This is a genomic window from Aquihabitans sp. G128, assembly GCF_019048865.1.
Classification (GTDB): Bacteria; Actinomycetota; Acidimicrobiia; order Acidimicrobiales; family Iamiaceae; genus Aquihabitans.
Window position 1 is genome coordinate 1,311,982 of record NZ_CP077604.1, and the last position, 20,555, is coordinate 1,332,536.

At 73.3% G+C, this 20,555-nt stretch carries 23 protein-coding genes; 16 read left to right on the top strand and 7 right to left on the bottom strand.

The genetic code is table 11. From position 1 onward, the window contains the following. The first annotated feature begins 31 nt into the window (after positions 1-31). Genes KSP35_RS06160 through KSP35_RS06170 form a run of 3 tightly spaced genes read left to right on the top strand, consistent with a single transcriptional unit; the run spans position 32 to position 2,137 of the window. Positions 32-919: an RDD family protein gene (locus KSP35_RS06160; protein WP_216999909.1), complete on the top strand. Its 888-nt coding sequence runs from the start codon at positions 32-34 to the stop codon at positions 917-919. A 52-nt stretch (positions 920-971) separates the two neighbouring features. After that, the gene (locus KSP35_RS06165) at positions 972-1,769 is read left to right on the top strand and encodes an RDD family protein (protein WP_216999911.1); all 798 of its coding nucleotides are present in this window, start codon (positions 972-974) and stop codon (positions 1,767-1,769) included. Next, entirely contained in the window at positions 1,766-2,137 is a 372-nt protein-coding gene (locus tag KSP35_RS06170) for a tRNA-binding protein (protein WP_216999912.1), read from the top strand. Before KSP35_RS06165 ends, KSP35_RS06170 begins: the two co-directional genes overlap by 4 nt. A 107-nt stretch (positions 2,138-2,244) precedes the next feature. Here the strand turns inward: KSP35_RS06170 and recO are convergent, their stop codons facing one another. Both recO and uppS read right to left on the bottom strand, forming a co-directional pair. Further along, positions 2,245-2,955 carry a DNA repair protein RecO gene (gene recO, locus KSP35_RS06175; RefSeq protein WP_216999913.1) on the bottom strand — a complete coding sequence of 237 codons (711 nt, stop codon included), beginning with the start codon at positions 2,953-2,955 and terminating at the stop codon, positions 2,245-2,247. Between the two features lie 10 nt (positions 2,956-2,965). After that, on the bottom strand, positions 2,966-3,742 hold the full coding sequence (gene uppS, locus KSP35_RS06180; RefSeq protein ID WP_217002141.1) for a polyprenyl diphosphate synthase: 777 nt from the start codon (positions 3,740-3,742) through the stop codon (positions 2,966-2,968). A 66-nt stretch (positions 3,743-3,808) separates the two neighbouring features. On the opposite strand from uppS, the gene KSP35_RS06185 reads away from it, so the two are divergent. The 4 genes from KSP35_RS06185 (at position 3,809) to KSP35_RS06200 (ending at position 8,513) form a co-directional block, all read left to right on the top strand. Further along, positions 3,809-4,903 (top strand): YihY/virulence factor BrkB family protein, encoded by a 1,095-nt coding sequence (locus tag KSP35_RS06185; RefSeq protein WP_216999914.1) that lies wholly within the window; start codon positions 3,809-3,811, stop codon positions 4,901-4,903. A gap of 106 nt (positions 4,904-5,009) precedes the next feature. Next, on the top strand, positions 5,010-6,164 hold the full coding sequence (locus KSP35_RS06190; RefSeq protein WP_216999915.1) for a hypothetical protein: 1,155 nt from the start codon (positions 5,010-5,012) through the stop codon (positions 6,162-6,164). A 55-nt stretch (positions 6,165-6,219) separates the two neighbouring features. Further along, positions 6,220-8,115 (top strand): ATP-dependent DNA helicase, encoded by a 1,896-nt coding sequence (locus tag KSP35_RS06195; RefSeq protein WP_216999917.1) that lies wholly within the window; start codon positions 6,220-6,222, stop codon positions 8,113-8,115. Beyond that, entirely contained in the window at positions 8,112-8,513 is a 402-nt protein-coding gene (locus tag KSP35_RS06200) for a hypothetical protein (RefSeq protein WP_216999919.1), read from the top strand. The genes KSP35_RS06195 and KSP35_RS06200 overlap by 4 nt, the downstream gene beginning before the upstream one ends. 40 nt (positions 8,514-8,553) lie before the next feature. On the opposite strand, the gene era is transcribed toward KSP35_RS06200, so the two are convergent. The 4 genes from era to KSP35_RS06220 form a co-directional block, all read right to left on the bottom strand. Further along, complete coding sequence (gene era, locus KSP35_RS06205) at positions 8,554-9,396, bottom strand: GTPase Era (protein WP_254127013.1); 843 nt, start codon at positions 9,394-9,396, stop codon at positions 8,554-8,556. A gap of 162 nt (positions 9,397-9,558) precedes the next feature. Further along, a complete protein-coding gene (locus tag KSP35_RS06210; protein ID WP_216999921.1) occupies positions 9,559-10,926 on the bottom strand; it encodes a hemolysin family protein in 1,368 nt (455 codons plus the stop codon). An 88-nt stretch (positions 10,927-11,014) separates the two neighbouring features. After that, positions 11,015-11,572, bottom strand: coding sequence for an rRNA maturation RNase YbeY (gene ybeY, locus KSP35_RS06215; protein WP_216999928.1), 558 nt, complete (start codon positions 11,570-11,572; stop codon positions 11,015-11,017). Then, positions 11,569-12,492: a PhoH family protein gene (locus KSP35_RS06220; protein WP_217002144.1), complete on the bottom strand. Its 924-nt coding sequence runs from the start codon at positions 12,490-12,492 to the stop codon at positions 11,569-11,571. The genes ybeY and KSP35_RS06220 overlap by 4 nt, the downstream gene beginning before the upstream one ends. 138 nt (positions 12,493-12,630) lie before the next feature. Between KSP35_RS06220 and KSP35_RS06225 the strand changes: the two genes are divergently transcribed. Then, complete coding sequence (locus KSP35_RS06225) at positions 12,631-13,188, top strand: hypothetical protein (protein WP_216999930.1); 558 nt, start codon at positions 12,631-12,633, stop codon at positions 13,186-13,188. A gap of 95 nt (positions 13,189-13,283) precedes the next feature. On the opposite strand, the gene KSP35_RS06230 is transcribed toward KSP35_RS06225, so the two are convergent. Beyond that, positions 13,284-13,526 carry a helix-turn-helix domain-containing protein gene (locus KSP35_RS06230; protein WP_216999934.1) on the bottom strand — a complete coding sequence of 81 codons (243 nt, stop codon included), beginning with the start codon at positions 13,524-13,526 and terminating at the stop codon, positions 13,284-13,286. 345 nt (positions 13,527-13,871) lie between these two features. On the opposite strand from KSP35_RS06230, the gene KSP35_RS06235 reads away from it, so the two are divergent. From KSP35_RS06235 to KSP35_RS06270, 8 genes are read left to right on the top strand one after another with little or no spacing between them, the layout of a single operon-like run. Next, positions 13,872-14,531: an RcpC/CpaB family pilus assembly protein gene (locus tag KSP35_RS06235; protein ID WP_216999936.1), complete on the top strand. Its 660-nt coding sequence runs from the start codon at positions 13,872-13,874 to the stop codon at positions 14,529-14,531. Next, positions 14,528-15,841, top strand: a complete 1,314-nt coding sequence (locus tag KSP35_RS06240) for a hypothetical protein (RefSeq protein WP_216999939.1) — start codon at positions 14,528-14,530, stop codon at positions 15,839-15,841. The genes KSP35_RS06235 and KSP35_RS06240 overlap by 4 nt, the downstream gene beginning before the upstream one ends. Continuing rightward, complete coding sequence (locus KSP35_RS06245) at positions 15,838-17,133, top strand: CpaF family protein (RefSeq protein WP_216999942.1); 1,296 nt, start codon at positions 15,838-15,840, stop codon at positions 17,131-17,133. Before KSP35_RS06240 ends, KSP35_RS06245 begins: the two co-directional genes overlap by 4 nt. Then, positions 17,130-18,011, top strand: coding sequence for a type II secretion system F family protein (locus tag KSP35_RS06250; RefSeq protein ID WP_216999945.1), 882 nt, complete (start codon positions 17,130-17,132; stop codon positions 18,009-18,011). Before KSP35_RS06245 ends, KSP35_RS06250 begins: the two co-directional genes overlap by 4 nt. Next, entirely contained in the window at positions 18,008-18,913 is a 906-nt protein-coding gene (locus KSP35_RS06255) for a type II secretion system F family protein (RefSeq protein ID WP_216999948.1), read from the top strand. The genes KSP35_RS06250 and KSP35_RS06255 overlap by 4 nt, the downstream gene beginning before the upstream one ends. 53 nt (positions 18,914-18,966) lie before the next feature. Further along, complete coding sequence (locus tag KSP35_RS06260; protein WP_216999951.1) at positions 18,967-19,188, top strand: hypothetical protein; 222 nt, start codon at positions 18,967-18,969, stop codon at positions 19,186-19,188. A gap of 1 nt (position 19,189) precedes the next feature. Continuing rightward, a complete protein-coding gene (locus tag KSP35_RS06265; protein ID WP_216999953.1) occupies positions 19,190-20,131 on the top strand; it encodes a hypothetical protein in 942 nt (313 codons plus the stop codon). Between the two features lie 16 nt (positions 20,132-20,147). After that, complete coding sequence (locus tag KSP35_RS06270) at positions 20,148-20,555, top strand: hypothetical protein (protein ID WP_216999955.1); 408 nt, start codon at positions 20,148-20,150, stop codon at positions 20,553-20,555.

Consider the following 20,555-nt stretch of genomic DNA (forward strand, 5'->3'; position numbering starts at 1 on the left):
TTCGCACCGGGTGCTCACCTAGTCTTCCGCCGTGACCTACGCCCAGCCCCAGGCAGACCCCACCGGCGTCGTCGGCCGGCGCATCGGCGCCTACGCCCTCGACTTCCTGCTGATCGGCATCTTGTCGGTCGCCCTCATCTACCCGCTGTTCTCCTCGGCGTCGAAGACCGTCGACGGCGACCGCTACCGCTGCTCGTCGCAGAGCTTCGACGACAACAGCACCTCGGTGTCCGACGGGGAGATCCCCATCGACTCCTCGCTGTGCTTCGACCTCGGCGACAAGGTGCACTACATCCCCGACGGCGACACCAGCGGCTTCACCTCCAAGGCCTACGGCATCGGCTTCGGCCTCCAGCTGGCGAACCTGGTGGTGCTCCAGGGCCTGGTGGGCGCGTCGGTCGGCAAGCTCCTGCTCGGCCTGCGGGTCATCCGCCAGGACGGCAAGAAGGCCGGCATCGGTTGGGCCTTCCTGCGCTGGATCCTCCTCTTCGTCGACCAGTTCTGCTGCTTCCTGCCCGGCGCCATCCTGGTGTTCACCACCAAGGGCCACCGGCGCATCGGCGACATGGCGGCCAGCACCTTCGTCGTGCGGGCTCGCGACGTCGGCACCCCGCCGCAGGTCCCGGGCGTCACCTCCGGCTACGGCACCCCGGGCTACGACCCCCGCGGCGGCTACGGCGCGCCGGGTGGCTACGCCGCTCCGGGCGAGTCCGGTGGATCGTGGCCGGCGGGCCCGGCCGCCGGCGCCACCTGGGGCACGCCCGCCGCCTCGGCGCCGAGCGCACCGTCGGCCCCGGCCGGTGGCGCGGGCCCCACCTGGGACGCCGGGCGGAACGCCTACATCCAGTACGACCGCGAGCAGGGCGCCTGGGTGCAGTGGAACGACGGCGCCCAGGCCTGGCTCCCGATCGACCAGTAGCCACGACGAGAGCGGGCGGGACCGTGGATCGAACCGAACGAGCGACACGCTGATGGCGCACCGCGCCGGAGACCCCACCGACGTCGTCGGCAGCCGCGTGGCGGCCTACCTCCTCGACGGGCTCATCCTCACGCTGGTGTCGGTGGGCGTCGGGGCCTACCTCTTCTTCAGCGTGCTGGTGGGCTCGCCCATCGGCACCGTCGACTGCGCCCCCTCGACGGCCGAGTCGAGCCGGGGCGTGGTCCGCCAGCCCGACCAGCCCGCCATCTGCTGGGAGTCCGGCGACCGGGTGCGCTACGTGCCCGTCGACGATGAGCGGCCCCTGTTCGCCAAGTTCTACGCCGCCTCGCTGGCGGTGACCGTGCTCTACAACATCGTCCTGCAGGGCCTGACCGGGGCGACGCTCGGCAAGCGGGCCCTCGGCCTGCGGGTGGTGCGCGCCGACGGCACCAACGCCGGGCTGCTGCGGTGCTTCGGGCGCACCCTGCTCCTACCGGTCGACGCCGCGTGCTGCGGCCTCGTGGGCTTCCTGGTGTCGCGCAGCTCCCGAGGCCATCGCCGCCTGGGTGACATGGTGGCCGGCACCCTGGTCATCTCGAAGGCCGACCAGCACGCCATGATCCTGGCCCGCTCGGGCGCCGCCCTGCCCGACCGGGCCACGCTGGCGGCCGCGGCGTGGACGGCTCCATCGGCCCCGCAGACCCCGGCGTTCGGCTCGACGCCGCAACCCGGGGCCGACGCCCCCACCTGGGACGACGCCCGCCAGGCCTACATCCAGTTCGATCGAGAGCTCGGCGCCTGGATGCAGTGGAGCGACACCACCGGCGCCTGGCGCCCCATCGACACATGACCGGCCCCCACGACCCCACCGAGCTGCCGGCCAAGGAGGCCGTGGGCGCGGAAGACCTCTTCGCCATCGACCTGCGCGTGGGCCGGGTGCTCGCGGTGGAGCCCTTCCCCGAGGCCCGCAAGCCGGCCTGGAAGTTGACCGTCGACTTCGGCCCGGTGGTGGGCGTGCTGCGCACCAGCGCCCAGGTCACCAACTACGCCGAGGACGAGCTGGTGGGCCGACAGGTGGTGGGGGCGGTCAACCTCGGGAACCGCCGCATCGCCGGCTTCGAGAGCCAGTTCCTGGTGCTCGGCGGCCTCGAGCCCGACGGCACCGTCCGCCTCCTGGCCCCCGACGCCGACCTGCCGCCCGGCGCCCCCGTGGCCTGAGCGACCGCAGCGTCGCTGGGCAGCGCCCGTCGTCCGGTGCACCTCACCGGGTCCGCTACCTACGAATAGCAGGAGGGAGCCGAAGGGCACGCGCTTGCTGGGGCCGGTCAGTCGAGGAGGCCGACGGAGCGGAGGCGGCGCTCGAGGTGGTGCTCCATGACGCGGGTGGCGAGGTTGTCGACCTCGTGGGTGGCCGGGGAGCTCTCGGCCTCCAGGGCCAGCGCCAGGCGACCGCCGAGGATCTGCTGGAGCAGCTCCACGGCCTGGGGCGACACGCGGGTGCCGCGCCGGTGCTCACCGCAGAGCAGCCCACCCTCGGTGGGGTCGAACGACACCAGGCCGTCGGGGGTGTCGCACACCACGCAGCTCTCGACCTGGGGGCGGAAGCCCTCGAGGGCCAGGATCTTCCAGTGGAAGCCGGCCACCACCAGGGCGCTGTTCTTGGCGGCGACGGTGCGCAGCGCCCCGAGCAGCATGCGGTACAGGTCGGGGTTGGGCTCGCGCTCCAGGCTCAGCTGGTCGACGGCCTCGAGCATGGTCACGGCGCGGGTCAGCCGATCGAGGTCCTCGCGAATGGCCTTGAAGTGGTCGATCGACTCGGCCTGGGTGACGATGTCGAGCTCCCGGCCCTCGTAGAGCTGGAGCGCCACATGGCTGGTGGGCTCGAGGCGGGCCCCGAACTTGCTCTTGGTCTTGCGGACGCCCTTGGCGACGGCGCGCACCTTGCCGTGGCGCTCGGTGATGAACGTGACGATCCGGTCCGCCTCACCCAGCTTGTAGGTGCGCAGGACGATGCCCTGGTCTCGGTAGAGCGCCACGTCCGGCGGCTCAGCCCGAGCGCACGCCGCCGAAGCGGCGCTCTCGGGCCTGGAACTCGCGGATGGCATCGGCGAGGTGCTGCTTGCGGAAGTCGGGCCAGAGCACGTCGGTGAAGACCAGCTCGCTGTAGGCCAGCTCCCACAGCAGGTAGTTCGACGTGCGGAACTCACCCGAGGTCCGCACCATGAGCTCCGGGTCGGGCATCGTCGGGTCGTACAGCCGGGCCCGGATGGCCTTCTCGTCGATCTTCTCGGGCTTCACGCCGTCGGCCACCAGCTGCTTCACGGCGTCGACGATCTCGGCCCGGCCGCCGTAGTTGAAGGCGATCGTGAAGGTGAGGCCGGTGTTGTCCTTGGTGAGGTCGGTGGCCCAGTCGATGCGGTTGCCGACGCCCCGGGGGACCCGCCAGTCGCGGCGGCCGATGAACTGGATCCGCACGTTGCGGGCGTGCAGGTCCTCGGCGTGGCGGTCCAGGATGCCCTTGTTGAAGCCCATGAGGTAGCGGACCTCGTCGGTGGGGCGCTTCCAGTTCTCGGTGCTGAACGCGTAGACGGTGAACCAGTCGAGGCCGAGCTCGATGGCGCCGTCGAGGGTGTCGAACAGGGCCTCCTCGCCGGCGGCGTGGCCCTGGGTGCGCTTCAGCCCCCGCTGGGTGGCCCACCGGCCGTTGCCGTCCATGACCGCGGCCACGTGGCGCGGGATCCGGGAGGGGTCGATGCCGGTGAGGTCCACGGCTCGCAACCTATCGCCCGACCTCCTCGCCCCCGAGGCATGCCCGGCCGTCATCGTCAGCGGCCCCGGCGGTCTGCAGCGGTGGGGTATGGACGTCACCCCAACGGGAAGGACTGGGCCATGAACGAGAAGCTGCGAGCCCTCGGACGGCGTTGGCCCTGGTTGGGCCGGGCGCTCGACGTCCAGGACCGCGTGGGCGAGATCAACGGCGGGTTCGCCGCTTCGGCCATCACCGTCTCGGTGTTCATCGCCATCTTCCCGCTGCTGCTCGTGGCCATCGCCGTGGTGGGCTTCGTGGCCCACGGTGACACCGAGGTCACCGGCAAGATCATCGACAACCTCGGCCTCACCGGCACGGCCGCCCAGACCATGCGCGACGCCATCGGCCGCGCGTCCGACAGCCGCCAGGCCGCCTCGATCGTCGGCCTGCTCGGGCTCGCCTGGTCCGGCTCCGGCGTGGCGGTCGCCCTCCAACAGGGCGTGCGAGCCCCGTGGCAGGAGCGGTCCGAGGGCATCAAGGATCGGCTGCTCGGCATGGCCTGGCTGGTGGTGGCCGGCATCGGCTTCGCCGCGGTGCTGGCCCTCGGCGGCATCCTGAACTTCCTGCCCGACCAGGTCCCCGTGGCCCTCGCAGCGCTCGGTGCCATCGCCGTCGGGCTGCTCGCCGAGGTCGGCCTGTTCTGGTGGATGTTCTGGGGCCTCGGCACCCGGCGGGTGCCGGCACGCGACCTGCTCCCCGGGGCCATCGTGGCCGGCGTGGGCTTCGAGGTGCTGAAGCTGGTGGGGACCATCTACGTCCCCCAGCTGGTGGCGAAGTCGTCGTCGCTCTACGGGCCGCTGGGCGTCGTGTTCGCCCTCCTCGCCTGGCTGGCGATCTTCGCCAAGCTGATCGTCTACACGTCGACGCTCAACGCCGTCCGCTACGAAGCTCGCGAAGGCACCGTCGAGGTGCCCATCCGGGTCCCGCGCATCCCGGCCCGCACCCCGGTCGCCACCACCCGCGGCGGCATCATGCTCGATGCCACCGACGACGCCGACCCTGCCGTGCCGTCACCGGTCGAGGGCAGCGCCGCCGAGGTCCACGCCTACGACGAGCTCTCGACGGTGGAGCAGCTCCAGCTCGAGTCGGCCCGGGTCGAGGCCAGCCGGGTGGGGGCCGGCGCCGAGCAGAGCGTGCAGGCCGAGGACGCCGAGCACTCCCCCGCCGGCTCCTAGCCCCCGGGCCGGTTGAGCACCGGTTGCTCAGGCCGGCCCGTCCGGCCGTCCGTACCTTGCGAGGGTGCCCTCCATCCGGGAGGGCCGAGCACCCGAAGCAGGCCCCATGTCGCTCCCCGCACCCGCCCGAGGCCTCGCCTTGGCGCTCGCCACCCTGGCCACGACCCTGGTCCCCGCTGCGGCTGCGCACGCGGCGCCTGCGCCGCCGGCACCCGAGCCTCGGGTGACGCAGGGGCCCGAGCCGTACTACTTCGACGAGCAGTACGGCGCGGCCTACGACGTCAACGGCAGCTACACCCCCGTGGTCGGCGACTTCGCCGGCACCAGCGCCACCGACGACATCCTCTGGTACGCCCCCGGGACCGGTGCCGAGCAGGCGTGGACCTCGTTCGGCGACGGGCAGTTCACCAAGCAGGTGGCGCCCCAACCCGTGAACGGTTCGTTCACCCCCCTCGTGGGCGACTTCGGCGGCGACCAGCGCGACGACATCTTCTGGTACGGCCCCGGAGCCGCCGCCGACCGGCTGTGGATCAACACCGGCAACGGCACCTTCGCCTTCACCTCGTACGTGGTGAGCGTGAACGGCACCTTCACCCCGTCGGTCCTGGAGAACGGGACGGCCCGCAGCGACATCGTCTGGTGGACGCCCGGCGCCACCGTGGTCCCGGTGTGGTCCTTCCCGGGGGCCAACGGCACCCACGTGGCGCACAACCTCACCCCCGCCAAGGGCACCCGCCCGGTCGTCGGGCACTTCAGCACCGACCACCTCGACGACGTCTTCTGGTACGGACCCGGCGCGGTGAAGGACAGCCTCTCCGTCCACGACGCAGCGATCGGCTCGTTCACCACCACCCCGCAGGGCATCAGCGGCAGCAGCTACAAGCCGGTCGCGGGTGACTGGGGCGCCCAGGGCGATGGCATCGAGGACATCCTCTGGCTGACGCCCTCGGGGGCCAGCCCGCTCTGGGTGAGCAAGGGCAACGGGACCTGGACCACCACCAAGTTCCTCGACGTCCCCCACGACGCCACCGTGGTGCCGTTCGTCCCGGGTGGCGGCTGGACCACGGCGTACCTCTACCGCCCCGGCACCACCAGCGACGTCTTCTACGACGCCCTCCCCACCGCGGAGACCCGGCCGGTCGCCGGCACCCACGTCATCAGCAGCGGCTACCGGCCCATCGTCGGGCGCTTCAGCGCCGACCACCTCGACAACGTGTTCTGGTACAAGCCGGGCCCGGCCCCGGAGTACCTCTGGCGCTGAGCCGTGGAGCCCGCCGGTCCTCCGGGGCCGGCGGGGCGACCGGTACCCTCGGGCGGTGCCTGCCGCCGATCGCTCCGTCGCCGCCCTGGGTCGGCTGGCCGATGCCACGCCGGGCGGCGAGCGGCGCAAGCCCCAGGACGAGATGAGCGCGGCGGTGGCCGACGCCATCGGGAACAAGCGCCACCTGCTGGCCCAGGCCGGCACGGGCACCGGCAAGAGCTGGGCCTATCTGGTCCCGGCGATCCTGTCCGGGAAGCGCACGGTCGTGGCCACCGCCACCAAGGCCCTCCAGGACCAGCTGGCCGGCAAGGACCTGCCGTTCCTGCAGGAGCACCTGGGCCGCGAGTTCGACTTCGCGGTGCTCAAGGGCCGCTCGAACTACGTGTGCCAGCAGCGCATCGCCGAGATCTCCGGCGGCCAGCAGATGGCGCTCGACGGCCTGGCCGAGCGGGCCTCGCCCACCGAGCTCGCATCGCTCAAGCTCTGGGCGGCCACCACCCCCACCGGTGACCGCGCCGAGCTGCTGGCCGAGCCGTCGCACCAGGCGTGGGGGGCGGTGAGCGTCTCGGCGCAGGAGTGCCCCGGCGCCAAGCGCTGCCCCAAGGGCGACGTGTGCTTCGCCGAGCTGGCCCGCCGCAAGGCCGCCGACGCCGACGTCGTGGTGGTGAACCTCCACCTGCTCGGCCTCGACCTGGCCACCGACGGCGCCGTGCTGCCCGAGCACGAGGTGGTCGTCGTCGACGAGGCCCACCAGCTCGAGGACATCATCTCCGACACCTGCGGCTTCGAGCTCTCCGCCGGGCGCTTCCAGAACCTGGCCCGCTCGGTGCGGGCGATCCTCGACGATCCCGCCACGTCCGACGACATCGAGACCTCGGCCAGCCTCCTCGCCGCCGTGCTGAGCGAGCACGTCGGCCGCCGGCTCAAGGGCGCCCTCGACCCCGCCATCGCCGATGCCCTGTCGCTGGCCCGGGCCCGCCTCGACCGCGTGGCCAACGCGCTGCGCGCCATCCCCGACGACGCCGGCGACGACGTCGCCACCCGCAAGACCCGGGCCGTCCAGCTGACCACCGGCCTCATGGTCGACGTCGCTGCCGCCGGAGAGGTGCCGGCCACCTCGGTCGCCTGGGTGGAGGGCCCCGACCACAACCCCAAGCTCCGGGTGGCGCCCATCGACGTCGCCGAGCTGCTGCGGGCGGCGCTGTGGGACCGACGTCCGGCCATCCTCACCAGCGCCACCCTCCCCGACGGCATGGCGGAGCGGCTCGGCCTCACCCCGACCGACCACGACGAGATCGACGTCGGCAGCCCCTTCGACTACGAGCACCACGGCCTGCTCTACTGCGCCGCCCACCTGCCGGACCCGCGCGAGCCCGGCTTCGAGCCCGGCATGCACGACGACCTGGTGGCGCTCATCGAGGCCGCCGGCGGGCGCACGCTGGCGCTGTTCACGTCGTACCGGGCCATGGACGCCGCCATCGAGGCGGTGCGACCTCGGGTGTCGGGCCCCATCCTCGGCCAGCGCGACCTGCCCAAGCCGGCGCTGGTGGCCGCCTTCACCGAGGACGAGTCGGCCTGCCTGTTCGCCACCATGGGCTTCTGGCAGGGCATCGACGTGCCCGGCCGCACCCTGTCGCTGGTCACCATCGACCGCCTCCCGTTCCCCCGCCCGGACGAGCCGCTGCTCCAGGCCCGGCGCGAGCGGGCCAAGGCCGATGCCTTCCGCCTCATCGACCTGCCCCGGACCTCGATGATGTTGGCCCAGGGCGTGGGCCGGCTCATCCGCAGCGCCACCGACGAGGGCGTGGTGGCGGTGTTCGACCCCCGGCTGGCCAAGGCCAAGCGCTACCGATGGGACCTGCTCAACGCCCTGCCCCCGCTGCCGCGCACCAAGGAGCGGGCCGAGGCCGAGGCGTTCCTGCGTCGGGTCACCGCCGAGGCCCCGGCGTGAAGTGGTTCAGCCGGGCGGCCGCCCGCCGCCGCGCCCGGGCCGGGAGCCCCGAAGACGAGTTCGACCCGTTCGCCGCCGCGCCCGTCCCCGAGACTGCCGCCGAGGCGGCCGGCGACGACGCCCACCGGGCCCAGCTCAGCGAGCTGGCCCACGCCCTCGACGCCTTCGCCGACGTGCTCCGCCTCGATCGGGCCCGCCCCGAGGACCAGGCCGAGCTCCGCGACGTGGCCGGCATGGCCCGCATGCTCAGCGTGCGCCCCCACGGCCGGATCGACGAGCTGGCCCTCACCGACCGCGTGCCGCACCTGGTGGAGCCCGACGACCACGCCACCAAGAGCCCCTACGGCCACTACCAGCTGCGCATCGACCGCGCCGCCGACGCCCTGCGAGCCGACTGACGATCGAGCGGGTCGCCCGGGCGGGTCGACCAGTGGCGGCTCAGTACCCGAGGCGCTCGAGGGCCTTGGGGCGGCGCTGCCAGTCCTTGTCGACCTTCACGAACAGCTCGATGTAGGCACCGGGCGGGAGCTGCGAGCGCACGGCGATGCCGACCGCCTTGAGCACGGCACCCTTCTTGCCGATCACGATCCCCTTCTGGGAGTCGCGCTCGACGAGGATCTCGCAGCGGACGCGGGGCCAGTCCCACTCGGTGACCCGGGTGGCGACCGAGTGCGGCACCTCGTCGCGGGTGACCGCCAGCAGCTGCTCGCGCACCAGCTCGGCCACCCAGAACGCCTCGGGCACGTCGGTGACCATGTCGTCGGGGTAGTACGAGGGGCCCTCGGGCAGCCGATCGATGATGGTCTCGAGCAGCTCGGGCACGCCGTCGCCGGTCTGGGCCGAGATCGGGAAGTACTCGTCGCCGCCCTCGAGCTGCTCGGCGGCCTTGGTCAGCTGGGCCAGCACCTCGGTGGGCGGGGCGAGGTCGGTCTTGTTGACCACGATGATGGCGTTGCGCGGCACCCGGGAGGCCACCCACTTGTCGCCCTTGCCGATGGGGGCGGTGGCGTCGACCAGCAGGCACACGACGTCGACGTCCGGTATGGCGCTGGTGGCGGTCTCGTTGAGGCGCTCGCCCAGCAGCGTGCGGGGGCGGTGGATGCCGGGGGTGTCGACGAACACGACCTGGGCGTCGGGCCGGGTGAGCACGCCGCGCACCTGGGTGCGGGTGGTCTGCGGCTTGTCCGAGACGATGGTGACCTTCTGCCCGAGGATGGCGTTGAGCAGCGTGCTCTTGCCCACGTTGGGGCGGCCGACGAGCGTGACGAAGCCGGACTTCACGCCGTGCTCCCCACGAGGCGACGGGCAGGCGCGAGCGGGCGGCGACGAGCGGAGGACGGGCAGAGCGAGGTGGTCAAGACGAGCTTTCCTGGTACAGCGGTCCGCCCAGGGTACTCGGCGACCTCCGAAGCGCCTGCGGCCGCTGCCGCAGGCGAGCGAGGTTCAGTCGCCGTTGCGGTCGGCCCTGGCGCGGTCGCGTTCCTTGTCGCGCGAGCGGCGGTCGTCGGCGTCGTCCTCGTCGGGCACCACGAGCGGCTCGACCTTGTCGATGCGGACCCGCATGATGCGCCGGCCCTGGACCCGCTCGACGGTGAGGCGCACGCCCTCGCACTCGGCGACGTCGCCCACCACGGCGATGCGGCCCAGCTCGGCCAGCACCAGGCCGCTGACGGTGTCGAAGTCGCCCTCGGGCAGCTGGACGTCGAGGAGGTCGTTGGCGTCGTCGATGGTGAGGCTGCCGCTGACCCGCACGCCGCCGCCGGCCACCGGCTCGATGCGGGCGTCCTCGATGTCGAACTCGTCGACGATCTCGCCCACCAGCTCCTCGATGAGGTCCTCCAGCGTGACCAGGCCGGCGGTGCCGCCGTACTCGTCGATGACCACGGCCATGTGGAACTGGTTGGCCTGCATCTCGCGGAGCAGCTCGGCCACCGGTTTGGTCTCGGGCACGGCCCGGGCCGAGCGGACCAGGTTGGCCACCGGCTCGTCCTCGCGCCCGTCGCGCTCGGCGCGCATGAGGTCCTTGGCGAACACCAGCCCGATGACGTCGTCGATGCCCTCGCCCAGCACCGGCAGGCGGCTGTAGCCGTTGAGCAGCACGACCTCCATGACGTCGGCCACGCGGAACTCGTGGGACACGGTGACCATGTCGGGCCGGGGCACCATGACCTCGCGCACGACGGTGTCGCCGAACTCGATGATGCTCTCGATGAGGCGACGCTCGTCGTTGTCGATGGCCTCGGACTCGTGGGCCTCGGCGGCCACCGCGAGCAGCTCCTCCTCCGAGACGAACGGGCCCTGCTTGAGGCCCTTGCCCGGCAGGATCACGTTGGTGACGCCGATGAGCGCCCGGGAGACCAGCCGCAGCGGGGCGAGGTCGACCAGCAGCTTCACCGGCCGGGCCGAGGCGAGCGCCGCCCGCTCGGTGTGCTGCAGGGCCCACGTCTTGGGCGCGGCCTCGGCGAACACGAAGGTGATGACGACGTTGACGAACGTGGCCACGGCCACGCCCAGCCCGCCGAAGAGCCGACCGGAGACCACCCCGGTGAGGGTGGCCTGCACGATCTGGCAGACCAGCACCACCAGGAGGAGGGCGTTGATCCAGCGCTCCGGCGCCTGCACCAGGTACAGCAGGGCGTTGGCCCCGGGGCGCCCCTCCTCGGCCAGGCCGGCGGCCTTGGCCTTCGAGATGCGCACGATCGCCGTCTCGGCCACCGCGGTGGCGATGGCGATCAGCAGCAGCACGACGATGGCCGCGATGAGCCACACGTCGATGGTCTCGAACTGGGTGGCCAGCACCCCGCCGCTCACGACCGACCTCCCCGCCCGAGGCGATCAGGTCCGGCCCCGCGCACCTCGGTGCACGGGGCCCACGGACTGCCGGGGTCGGTGGGCCCGTTCACGAGGCGCTCCGGTGGTAGCGGGCGAGCAGCTCGCGCTCACGGGCCTGCATCAGTGCGGTCTCCTCGGGTTCGGCGTGGTCGTGGCCGAGCACGTGCAGGATGCCGTGGACGACGAGCAGGGCGATCTCGTCGTCGTAGGTGCCGGCGTGCTCGGGGGCGTTGCGGTCGGCGACGAGCGGGCAGATCACGACGTCGCCCAGCAGCAGCGGCACGTCGGACGGCGGTTCGCGGTCCGGACCGGTGGTGGAGCCGTCGGGCGAGCGGCCCACGGTGATCTCGTCGTCGTCGATGGGGAAGGCCAGCACGTCGGTGGGGCCCTGCTGGCCCATGAACGTGCCGTTGAGCTCGGCGATGGTGGCCTCGTCGACGAAGAGCAGCGCCAGCTCGGCGTCGCCCTCGACCCCCTCGGCCTCCAGCACGCCGCGAGCCAGGGCCTCCCAGCGCACGACGTCGACGGGGCGCTCGTCCTGCTCGTCGGTGACGAAGACCTCGAGGGTGCCCTCGTCGGCCCGGCGCCGCTTGCGGGGGCCGGTGGGCGGTGCGGGGCGGATCACGAGCGGTCCGAGCCCTGCTTCGCCGCGCCGTCGCGCTCGTAGGCGTCGACGATGTCGGCCACGATGCGGTGCCGGACCACGTCTCGGCCGGTGAGGCGCACGAACCCCAGCCCATCGATGCCCGACAGGACCTTCTCGAGGCCGCCGAGGCCCGACCGACCGCCGGGCACGTCGACCTGCGTGGTGTCGCCGGTGATGACGGCCTTGGAGCCGAAGCCGATGCGGGTGAGGAACATCTTCATCTGCTCGGGCGTGGTGTTCTGCGCCTCGTCCAGGATGATGAACGCGCCGTTGAGGGTCCGTCCCCGCATGAACGCCAGCGGGGCGACCTCGACGGTGCCCCGCTCGAGCAGCCGGGCGGCGGCCTCGCTGTCGACCATGTCGTGCAGGGCGTCGTAGAGCGGGCGCAGGTACGGGTCGACCTTGGCCATGAGGTCACCGGGGAGGAAGCCGAGCCGCTCCCCCGCCTCCACCGCCGGGCGGGTGAGGATGATGCGGTCGACCTGCTTGGCCTGCAGCGCCTGCACGGCCATGGCCACCGCCAGCCAGCTCTTGCCGGTGCCGGCCGGGCCGATGCCGAAGGTGATGATGTTCTCGGCGATGGCGTCGATGTAGGCCTTCTGGCCGCTGGTCTTGGGGCGGACCCGACGGCCCTTGGCCGCCTTGAGCACCTCGGTGGTGAACACCTCCGACGGGCGCTCGTCGGCCTTCACCATGTCGATGGTGCGGGCCAGCAGCGGGGCGTCGACCACCTGGCCGGCCTGGAGGATCTTCACCAGCTCGCCGAAGAGGCGACCCACGAGGTCGGCCTCCTGCCCGTCGATGCCGACCTCGTTGCCGCGCACGTGGATCTCGGCGCCCGGGAAGGCGGCCTCGACCATCCGGAGCAGTTCGTCTCGCTCGCCGAGCAGGGGCCCCATGAGGTGGTTGCCGGGGACGTGGATGGTGAGCTGCGTGGTGGTCAAGGTGTGCTTTCGGAAACGGTGTGCCGGAACAGCGTAACGCCGCCCGGTCCCCTACCCGGTGGGATTGCCCTCCCACCGCTACGGTTCGGCGCCATGACCCCGACCGACGCGGACGGCGGGCCGGACCGCTTCGACGACGACCTGCGGGCGCTCACCGACCACCAGCGCGCCACCGATGCCGCCGCCGAGCGCCGCCGGGAGGCTGCGCTGCGAGCGCAGTCGGGCGAGGCGGGCACGTTTGCCGGCGTGCTGGCCGACCTGGGCGAGCGCGAGCAGCAGGTGGCGGTGGCCACCGTGACCGGCCGGGTGCTGCGCGGGGCGATCCGCACCCTGGGCACCGACTTCGTGGGCCTGCGGGGCCTGGGCGGCGACGGCGCCCTGGTGGCCACCGGGGCCATCACCGCCGTGCGACCCGAGCCGGGCAGCGCCCCCACGGTGGGCGACCGGCCGGTGACGCTGGGCCGCACCCTGGCCGGCGTGCTCGCCGACCTCGCACCCGAGCGGCCCTACGTGACGCTGCACACCTGGGCCGGCGACGCCGTGGCCGGCCACCTGCGCCACGCCGGCGTGGACGTGCTGGAGCTGCGCACCGACGCCGGCGCCACCGCCTACGTGCCGACCGCCATGGTCAGCGACCTCGTGCTCCCCTGACCCACTCCGCCGGGAGATCACGAGGCGCCGACCGGCTCCCGACCACCGGGCGTCCCTGCGCCGGTGGACGGGAGCGGCCGAGCGGCCGTCGAGCTTCAGTCGGCCTCGGGGGCGGGAGCCGAGCCCACGACCTCCGGGTACAGGTGCTCGAGGGTGCCCGGGGCGATGCGGCTGCTGTCGATGAACGTGTCGACATCGGCCTGCTTGAGGCGGATGACCCGGCCGAACCGGTAGCCGGCGATCTGGCCCTCGTCGATGAAGCGGTAGAGCGTGCGCGGGGTGATGCCGAGGTACTTCGCCGCGTCGGCGGTGCTCAGCCATTGGATTGGAGTGGACATATGGGTCACCCTAGACGCCACGGGTCCTTTCATGTGGCGATGGCCCACCTTTGCCCCTCCGAACCCTTCGCAACCGGAGCCTTCACTCGGGTACCGGCCGCATCGCCTTGCAGGAGGCCCACCCCGATCCTGCCACCGTTGAACCGGTCGAGAGCGGACATACCCTGCCAGACCGACCAAACGGGACACCTTCGGTGTCTTCTCACCCTTTTCTTGTCGTTGCAGGCGGTCTAGGGTCCCGGCACCGCTCGATCGCCGAGCGGTCGCCCGACGTGGCGAACGCAGGGAGGCGGCCCCCTGTCCACCGAAGCCATCCCCGACGAGCGTGATCGTCCCGCACGGGACGTGCGCCCGTCGCTCCCCCACCGCACCATCCGCCCGCGCGTCGGGCTCCCCGGCAGCCGCTCGGTCGTCGGCGGCCTGCTCGTGGCCCTCGCGGCCCTGGGCACGTGGTGGGTCGCCACCGGAGCCGGGGCCGACCCGGTGCCGCGCTACGTCGTCGCCACCCGGCTGATCGGCCCCGGCGAGCGCCTCACCGCCCAGGACCTCGGCTGGTCCTCCGTGGGGCTCCCCGCCCGCCTGCGCGCCCAGGCCTTCGACGATCCCGGGGACCTCGTCGGGACCGTCGCCCTCGGCCCCATCGACGAGGGCGAGCTGGTCCAGTCGGGCGCCATCGAGGCGGTCGGGCCCGGCACCGTCCGGCGCGAGCTGTCCTTCGCGGTGGAGAGCGACTGGGCCGTCGACGGCACGCTGCGTCCCGGCGACCGGATCGACGTGTTCACCACGTCCGGCGAGGGGGAGGGTGCCACCTCCGAGCGCGTGCTCGCCGGCGCCACCGTCCAGGCCATCTCGTCGTCCGGCGGCGACGGCCTGGGCGAGCAGCGGGGCCAGACCATCACCGTCGCCGTCGCCGATCCCGACGTCGTCGCGGCCACCGTCACCGGCAGCCGGGCCGACACCGTCACCGTCGTCCGGGTCACCGGGGTGCACCGAGGCGGGCGATGAGCGACCGGTTCACCGTCCTCGGCCTCGCCCACGTGCGGTCGGCCTGGTTCACGGAGGTGGCCCGCTGGTCGACCGCGGGGTCCATCCCGGTGGACTTCGTGAAGTGCCTCACCCCCGAGGAGCTGCGCACCCGGGCGGCGAGCGGCCGGGCCTTCTCCGCCGCGCTGCTCGATGCCCGCCTCCCAGCGGTCGACCGCGACCTGCTCTCGCTGCTGCAGGACCACGCCATCCCCTCGCTCGTGGTGGCGGGGCCGGACGATCCACGCGGCTGGGACCTGCTCGGCGCGGCCGCCGTGCTCGCCGAGCCCGTCTCGCCCGCCGCCCTGGTCGACGCGCTCGGCGCCCACGCCCACCCCATCGACGGTCTCGCCGGCGACGCCGCCGTGGACCCGGCGGACCACGCAGGCACCTCGGCGTGGCGCGGGCGGCTGGTGGTCTGCTGCGGCCACCCCGGCGCCGGCACCTCAACGATCGCCTCGTCGCTCGCCCAGGGCTTGGCCGACGACCCCCGCTATGCCGGCGACGTCGTGCTCGCGGACCTGGCCCGGCGCGCCCACCAGGCCGTCCTGCACGATGCCCGCGACGTGGTCCCCGGCCTCCAGGAGCTCGTCGAGGCCCACCGCACCGGCCGCCTCTCCCCGGAGGAGCTGCACCACCTGGCGTTCGACGTGCCCAGCCGGGGCTACCGCCTGGTGCTGGGCCTGCGACGCCCACGCGACTGGGTGACCATCCGGGCTCGGGCGTTCGACGCGGCGCTCGAAGGCCTGCGCCGCTCGGCCCGCCTCGTGGTCGTCGACGGCGACAGCGACCTGGAGGGCGAGGCGGAGACCGGCTCCTTCGACATCGAGGATCGGAACCACATGGCACGAGCCAGCCTCGGCGCCGCCGACCTGGTGGTCCTCGTGGCGACGCCCACCGCCACCGGCGTCCACGCCCTGGTCAGCCAGCTGCACGACCTCCGCGCCCACGGCGTGCCCGGCGGGCGCGTGCTCGTGGTGGTCAACCGGGCTCCCCGCACGGCCCGCGCCAGGGCCGAGCTCACCCGGGTCGTCGCCGCGCTCGGCGGCGGAGCCGATCGGGGCGAGCCGGCCGCCGGCCCGGTCTACGTGGTCGAGCGTCGCGGCGTCGACCAGCTCCATCGAGACGTCGCCCGCTTCCCCGCGGCGCTCACGGGTCCACCCACCCGGGCGGTGCGCGACCTGCTCGATCGACTGCCGGCGCGCGCCTCGGACGCCATGGCCCACGAACCGCAACGGATCGCGCCGGGCTCGTTGGGTCGCTGGGCTCCGGACGCGGAGGCCACGTCGTGACCGAGCCCTCGCCGCTGGCCGAGATCGAGGCGGCGGTGCAGGCCCAGGCCCGCTCCCTCGCCCTCGACACCCGCCGCGACCCCGATGCCCTGCGGACCCTGATCCAGCAGGCGGTGGACCAGTGGTCGATCGACCACAAGCGAGGCATCCGAGCCTTCGACCTCGCCGATCCCCAGTCGCTCGTCGAACGGGCGGTGCGCAACCTGACCGGCTACGGCCCCCTGGAGCCGCTCCTGGCCGATGACGACGTCTGGGAGATCATGATCAACGCTCCGGCGGAGATCTTCGTCAAGCGCCACCGCGGCCCAACCGGCTACCACGACGAGGTCTTCCACGACGACGCCCACGTCGGTCGCACCCTCACCAAGGTGCTGGAGGACGCGTCGAGCGCCCACCGGAAGCTGGACCCCACCGAGGGCCTGCAGGACGCCCAGCTCGACGACGGGTCACGGCTCCACATCGTCCACGGCGACATCGGCCGTGGCGGGCACGTGATGGTCAACATCCGCAAGTTCACCAACGTGGCCTTCCGGGACCTCGACCAGCTCGTGGCGCGGGACATGCTCAGCCGCCCGGTCGCACGGTTCCTGGCCGCTTGCGTGCAGGCCCAGGCCTCCATCGTCTTCGCCGGTGCGCCGGGCTCGGGCAAGACCACCCTGTTGTCCTGTTGCTGCGCCGAGCTCGACCCGAGCCTGCGGGTGGTGGTGGCCGAGGAGGTCTTCGAAGCCGACATCCCTGTTGCCAACGTCGCGAGCATGCAGACCCGTCCGGCCCGAGCCGATCGCCCGGCGGTCGACCTGCGCCGGCTGGTCGCCGGCTTCCTCCGCATGGCCCCCGACGTCGCCATCGTCGGCGAGGTGCGCGACCGGGAGGCCCTGCCGCTCCTGCTGACCCTGTCGTCCGGGGTGAAGGGGTACACCACCATCCACGCCGGCTCGGCCCGCCAGGCGCTCACCCGCCTGCGGTTCATCTGCCAGCTGGCCGACGACCACCTGCCGATCTCGGCCCTGAACACGTTGGTCACCGAAGCCGTCGACCTGGTGGTGCACTGCGGCCGGACGCCCGCCGGCCCGCGCGTCACCGAGGTCGTCGCCGTCGAGGACCTGGCCGGTGGGGCCGAGGCCACCCAGTTCACCGCCACCGACGTCTTCGGGCGCGACGAGCCCGGGGCGCCGCTGCGCTGGTCGGGCCAGGTCCCGGTCCGGATCGAACGCCTGCTCCGCAACGCGGGGATCGACCTGCACCTGCTGTTGGACGACCTGGACGCTCCGGGCACCGAGGCCCTCCGGTGATCGCGCTCGTCCTCACGGCGTCGGCGGCCTACGGGGTCCACCTCTTGTGGACCGCTCGGGCCAACGGGTGGACCGGCCTGGCACCCAGCCCCGCTCCCACCTCCCGACGCACGGCGGCAGGCGCGGCGCGGCGTTGGCTCGTGCAGGCCGGCCTCGACGAGGTGTCGGTGGCCGAGTTCGGCGCCGTGACCGCGGTGGTGGCGGTGCTGGGAGGCCTCCTCACCTTCTCGATCTTCGGGTCGCCGGCCCCGGCGCTGGTCGCCGCCATCGGCGGTGCGGCCGCGCCGCTCGCGGCCTACCGGAACCAGCGCCGCCGCCGGCGAGAGCTCGCTCAGGAGGCGTGGCCACGGATGATCGAGGAGATCCGGATCCTCACCGGCGCGGTGGGACGATCCATCCCGCAGGCGCTCATCGAGGCGGGCAGCCGCGCCCCCGAGGAGCTGCAGAGCGCGTTCGCGGCGTCGCGGCGCGAGTGGGCCATCACGACCGACTTCGCCCGCACCATCGCCGTCCTGAAGGACCGATTGGCCGACCCGACGGCCGATGCGGCGTGCGAGACGCTGCTCGTCGCCCACGAGGTCGGCGGGGCCGACCTCGACTCGCGGCTGGAGGCGCTGGCGCAGGACCGCATCGCCGACGTCCAAGGCCGCCGCGACGCTCGAGCCGAGCAGGCCGGTGTGCGCTTCGCCCGCCGATTCGTGCTCATCGTGCCCTTCGGCATGGCCCTCGCCGGCATGTCGGTCGGGAACGGTCGAGCGGCCTACCGGGCGCCTGCGGCCCAGCTGGTGGTCCTCGTCGCCATGCTGCTCGTCCTGGCCTGCTGGACGTGGGCGGGCCGCATCATGGCGCTGCCCGAGGAAGAGCGGGTGTTCCCGTGAAGCCACCGCTCGTCGCCGCCTTCGTGCTGCTGTGGACCGGCTCGACCCTGCTCCTCTCGGAGCGGCGTTGGTTCGCCCGCAACCGCCTCGACGACCGCCTCCGGCCGTACCTGCCCGGCGGCTGGTCGGGCCCAGCCCGCACCGGGATCCTCTCGGTCGAGTCGTTCCGTGAGGTGGTGGGGCCGCTCGCGACGGCGGTCGGTGATCGGCTCGGCCGCATCTTCGGCGTCCACGACGACCTCGCGACGCGGCTGTCCCGCGTCCACAGCCCGCTCGACGCCACCGCGGTCCGGGTGCGCCAGCTGACCTGGTCCGTGGCCGCGCTGTTCGCCGCCGTGGCGTCGGCCCTCGTCCTGCGCCCGCCCGGCGCCCTGGCGACCCTCTTCGTGGTGGGAGCCCCGCTGCTCGCCTTCCTCGTCCTCGAGCAGCAGCTCTCCACCGCCTCCACCCGCTGGCAGCGGCGGCTCCTCCTCGAGCTCCCGGTGGTGAGCGAGCAGATCGGGATGCTGCTGACCGCCGGGTTCTCCCTCGGTGCCGCCCTCGCCCGGGTCAGCGAGCGCGGCACGGGTGCGTGCGCGCAGGACCTGGCTCGCGTCGGCGAACGGGTGCGCCAGGGCCTCTCCGAGGCCGACGCGCTCACCGAGTGGGCCGACCTCGCGGACGTGCCGGCCGTTCGGCGCCTCGTGGGGGTGCTGTCGCTCAACCGGGAGACCGGCGACCTCGGCCACCTCATCGCCGAGGAGGCCCGCACCATCCGGCGCGAGGTCCAACGCCAGCTCGCCGCCCAGATCGACCGGCGCGCCCAGCAGGTCTGGGTCCCGGTCACGGTCGCCACGCTCGTGCCCGGAACGCTCTTCCTCGCCGTGCCCTTCTTCGACGCCATGCGCCTCTTCGCCAGCTGACCCGTTCCGGCTCGCTCGCTCCTTCCCACCCGCTTCCCACCACTGGAGACCCGATGTACCCCGCCCTGCTCACCCTCGCCCTCTCCCTGCACGTCCGCGCCTCCGGAGCCCTGCAACGCCTGCACCGCTCCGAGCGCGGCGAGGGCGTGATCTCCGCCGCCATCGCCGTCCTGGTGATGGCCTTCCTCGGCGTCGCCATGTGGATCGCCTTCAAGGGCCTCTTCGCCAGCACCACCGAGAAGACGGGCAACCAGGTCAGCCAGATCGGCAACTGAGGTGGTTCGGCGCGACCGGGCCCGCTCGCCCCGCCGCGGCGAGAAGGGCACCGGGCTGATAAGCACCGCGGCGGCCACCCTCGTCTTCCTGTGCTTCCTGCTGGCTGCGGTGCACCTCCTCGTCGGGCTCTACGCCCGGTCGACGGTGGAGGCGGTGGGCTACGACGCGGCGAGAGCCGTCGCCGCCCGGACGATCGACCACCGGGATGCGAGCCAGCTGGCCGCTGCCGAGCAGACGGCCGAGGAGCAGGCGCGAGCCCTCCTCGGACCGATCGGTCGTGACGCACGGTTCCGGTGGTCGATCGACGAGGACGCCGTCCGCCTCGACCTCTCGGTCCGGGTGCCCGGCGTCCTGCCCAGCTCGCTCTCCACGGCCGGGGGGGCCGCGACGGCTCGACCGACGGTTCGTGGTCCGGATCGAGGCGGAACGGTGATCGCGCACCACCCGCGCCCGCCCGTCCGAGCTCGGTGCGCGTCCCCACCTGGCCGAACGAACCGGCGCGTGGGCGACGCCGGCCTCGCCGGAGGCGTCGAGGTCATCCCCTTCGGCGTGCTGATCTTCGTCGTCGGCACCCTGGTGATCGCCAACGCCTGGGCCGTGGTCGACGCCAAGCTGGCGGCCACGTCCGCTGCCCGGGAGGCTGGCCGCGCCTACGTCGAGGCCCCGGACCGGCCCACGGCCGAAGCCCGCGCTGCGGCTGCCGCTCGGGAGGCGTTCGCCGGCACCGGGCGGGACCCGGCTCGGATGACCCTCCGGGGCGGAGCGCCGGCGTTCCACCGCTGCGCCGTCGCCGAGCACGAGGTCGCCTACGTCGTGCCGGCGCTGACGGTGCCGTTCGTCGGCGGGTTCGGCCACGGCATCACCGTTCGAGGGCGGCACCGGGAGCTCATCGACCCGTTCCGGGCCGGTCTCGGGGCGGGGGCCGGCTGTGCGGGCGGCTGAGCGGGACGAGCCAGGCGTGCGAGGCGAGCGAGGCAGCGTGCTGATGCTGTTCCCTGCGGCCGTGCTCATCGTGATGCTGCTCGGGGCCATCGCGGTCGATCGAGCGGTGATCTTCGGAGCCCAGCGAGAGCTGGTCGCCACCGCGCAGGCCGCCGCAAGCGACGCTGCGGCGGCCGGCATCGACGTCGCGGCCGTCCGAGCCGGCGGCTCGCTGCGCTACGACCCCGCTCGCATCGATGCCGCCGTCCAGCGATCGGTGGCCACGCTGGGCGCCGGGACCACGGCGTCCTGGGACCTGGTGGGCACCGACGTGGTCGTGCGCCTCACGCGTGCCGTGGACCTGGTCTTCACCAAGGCCGTACCGGGCGCCGACGACCGCGTGGTCGTCACCGCAACGGCACGGGCCTCGCTGGTCCGCTCCTGA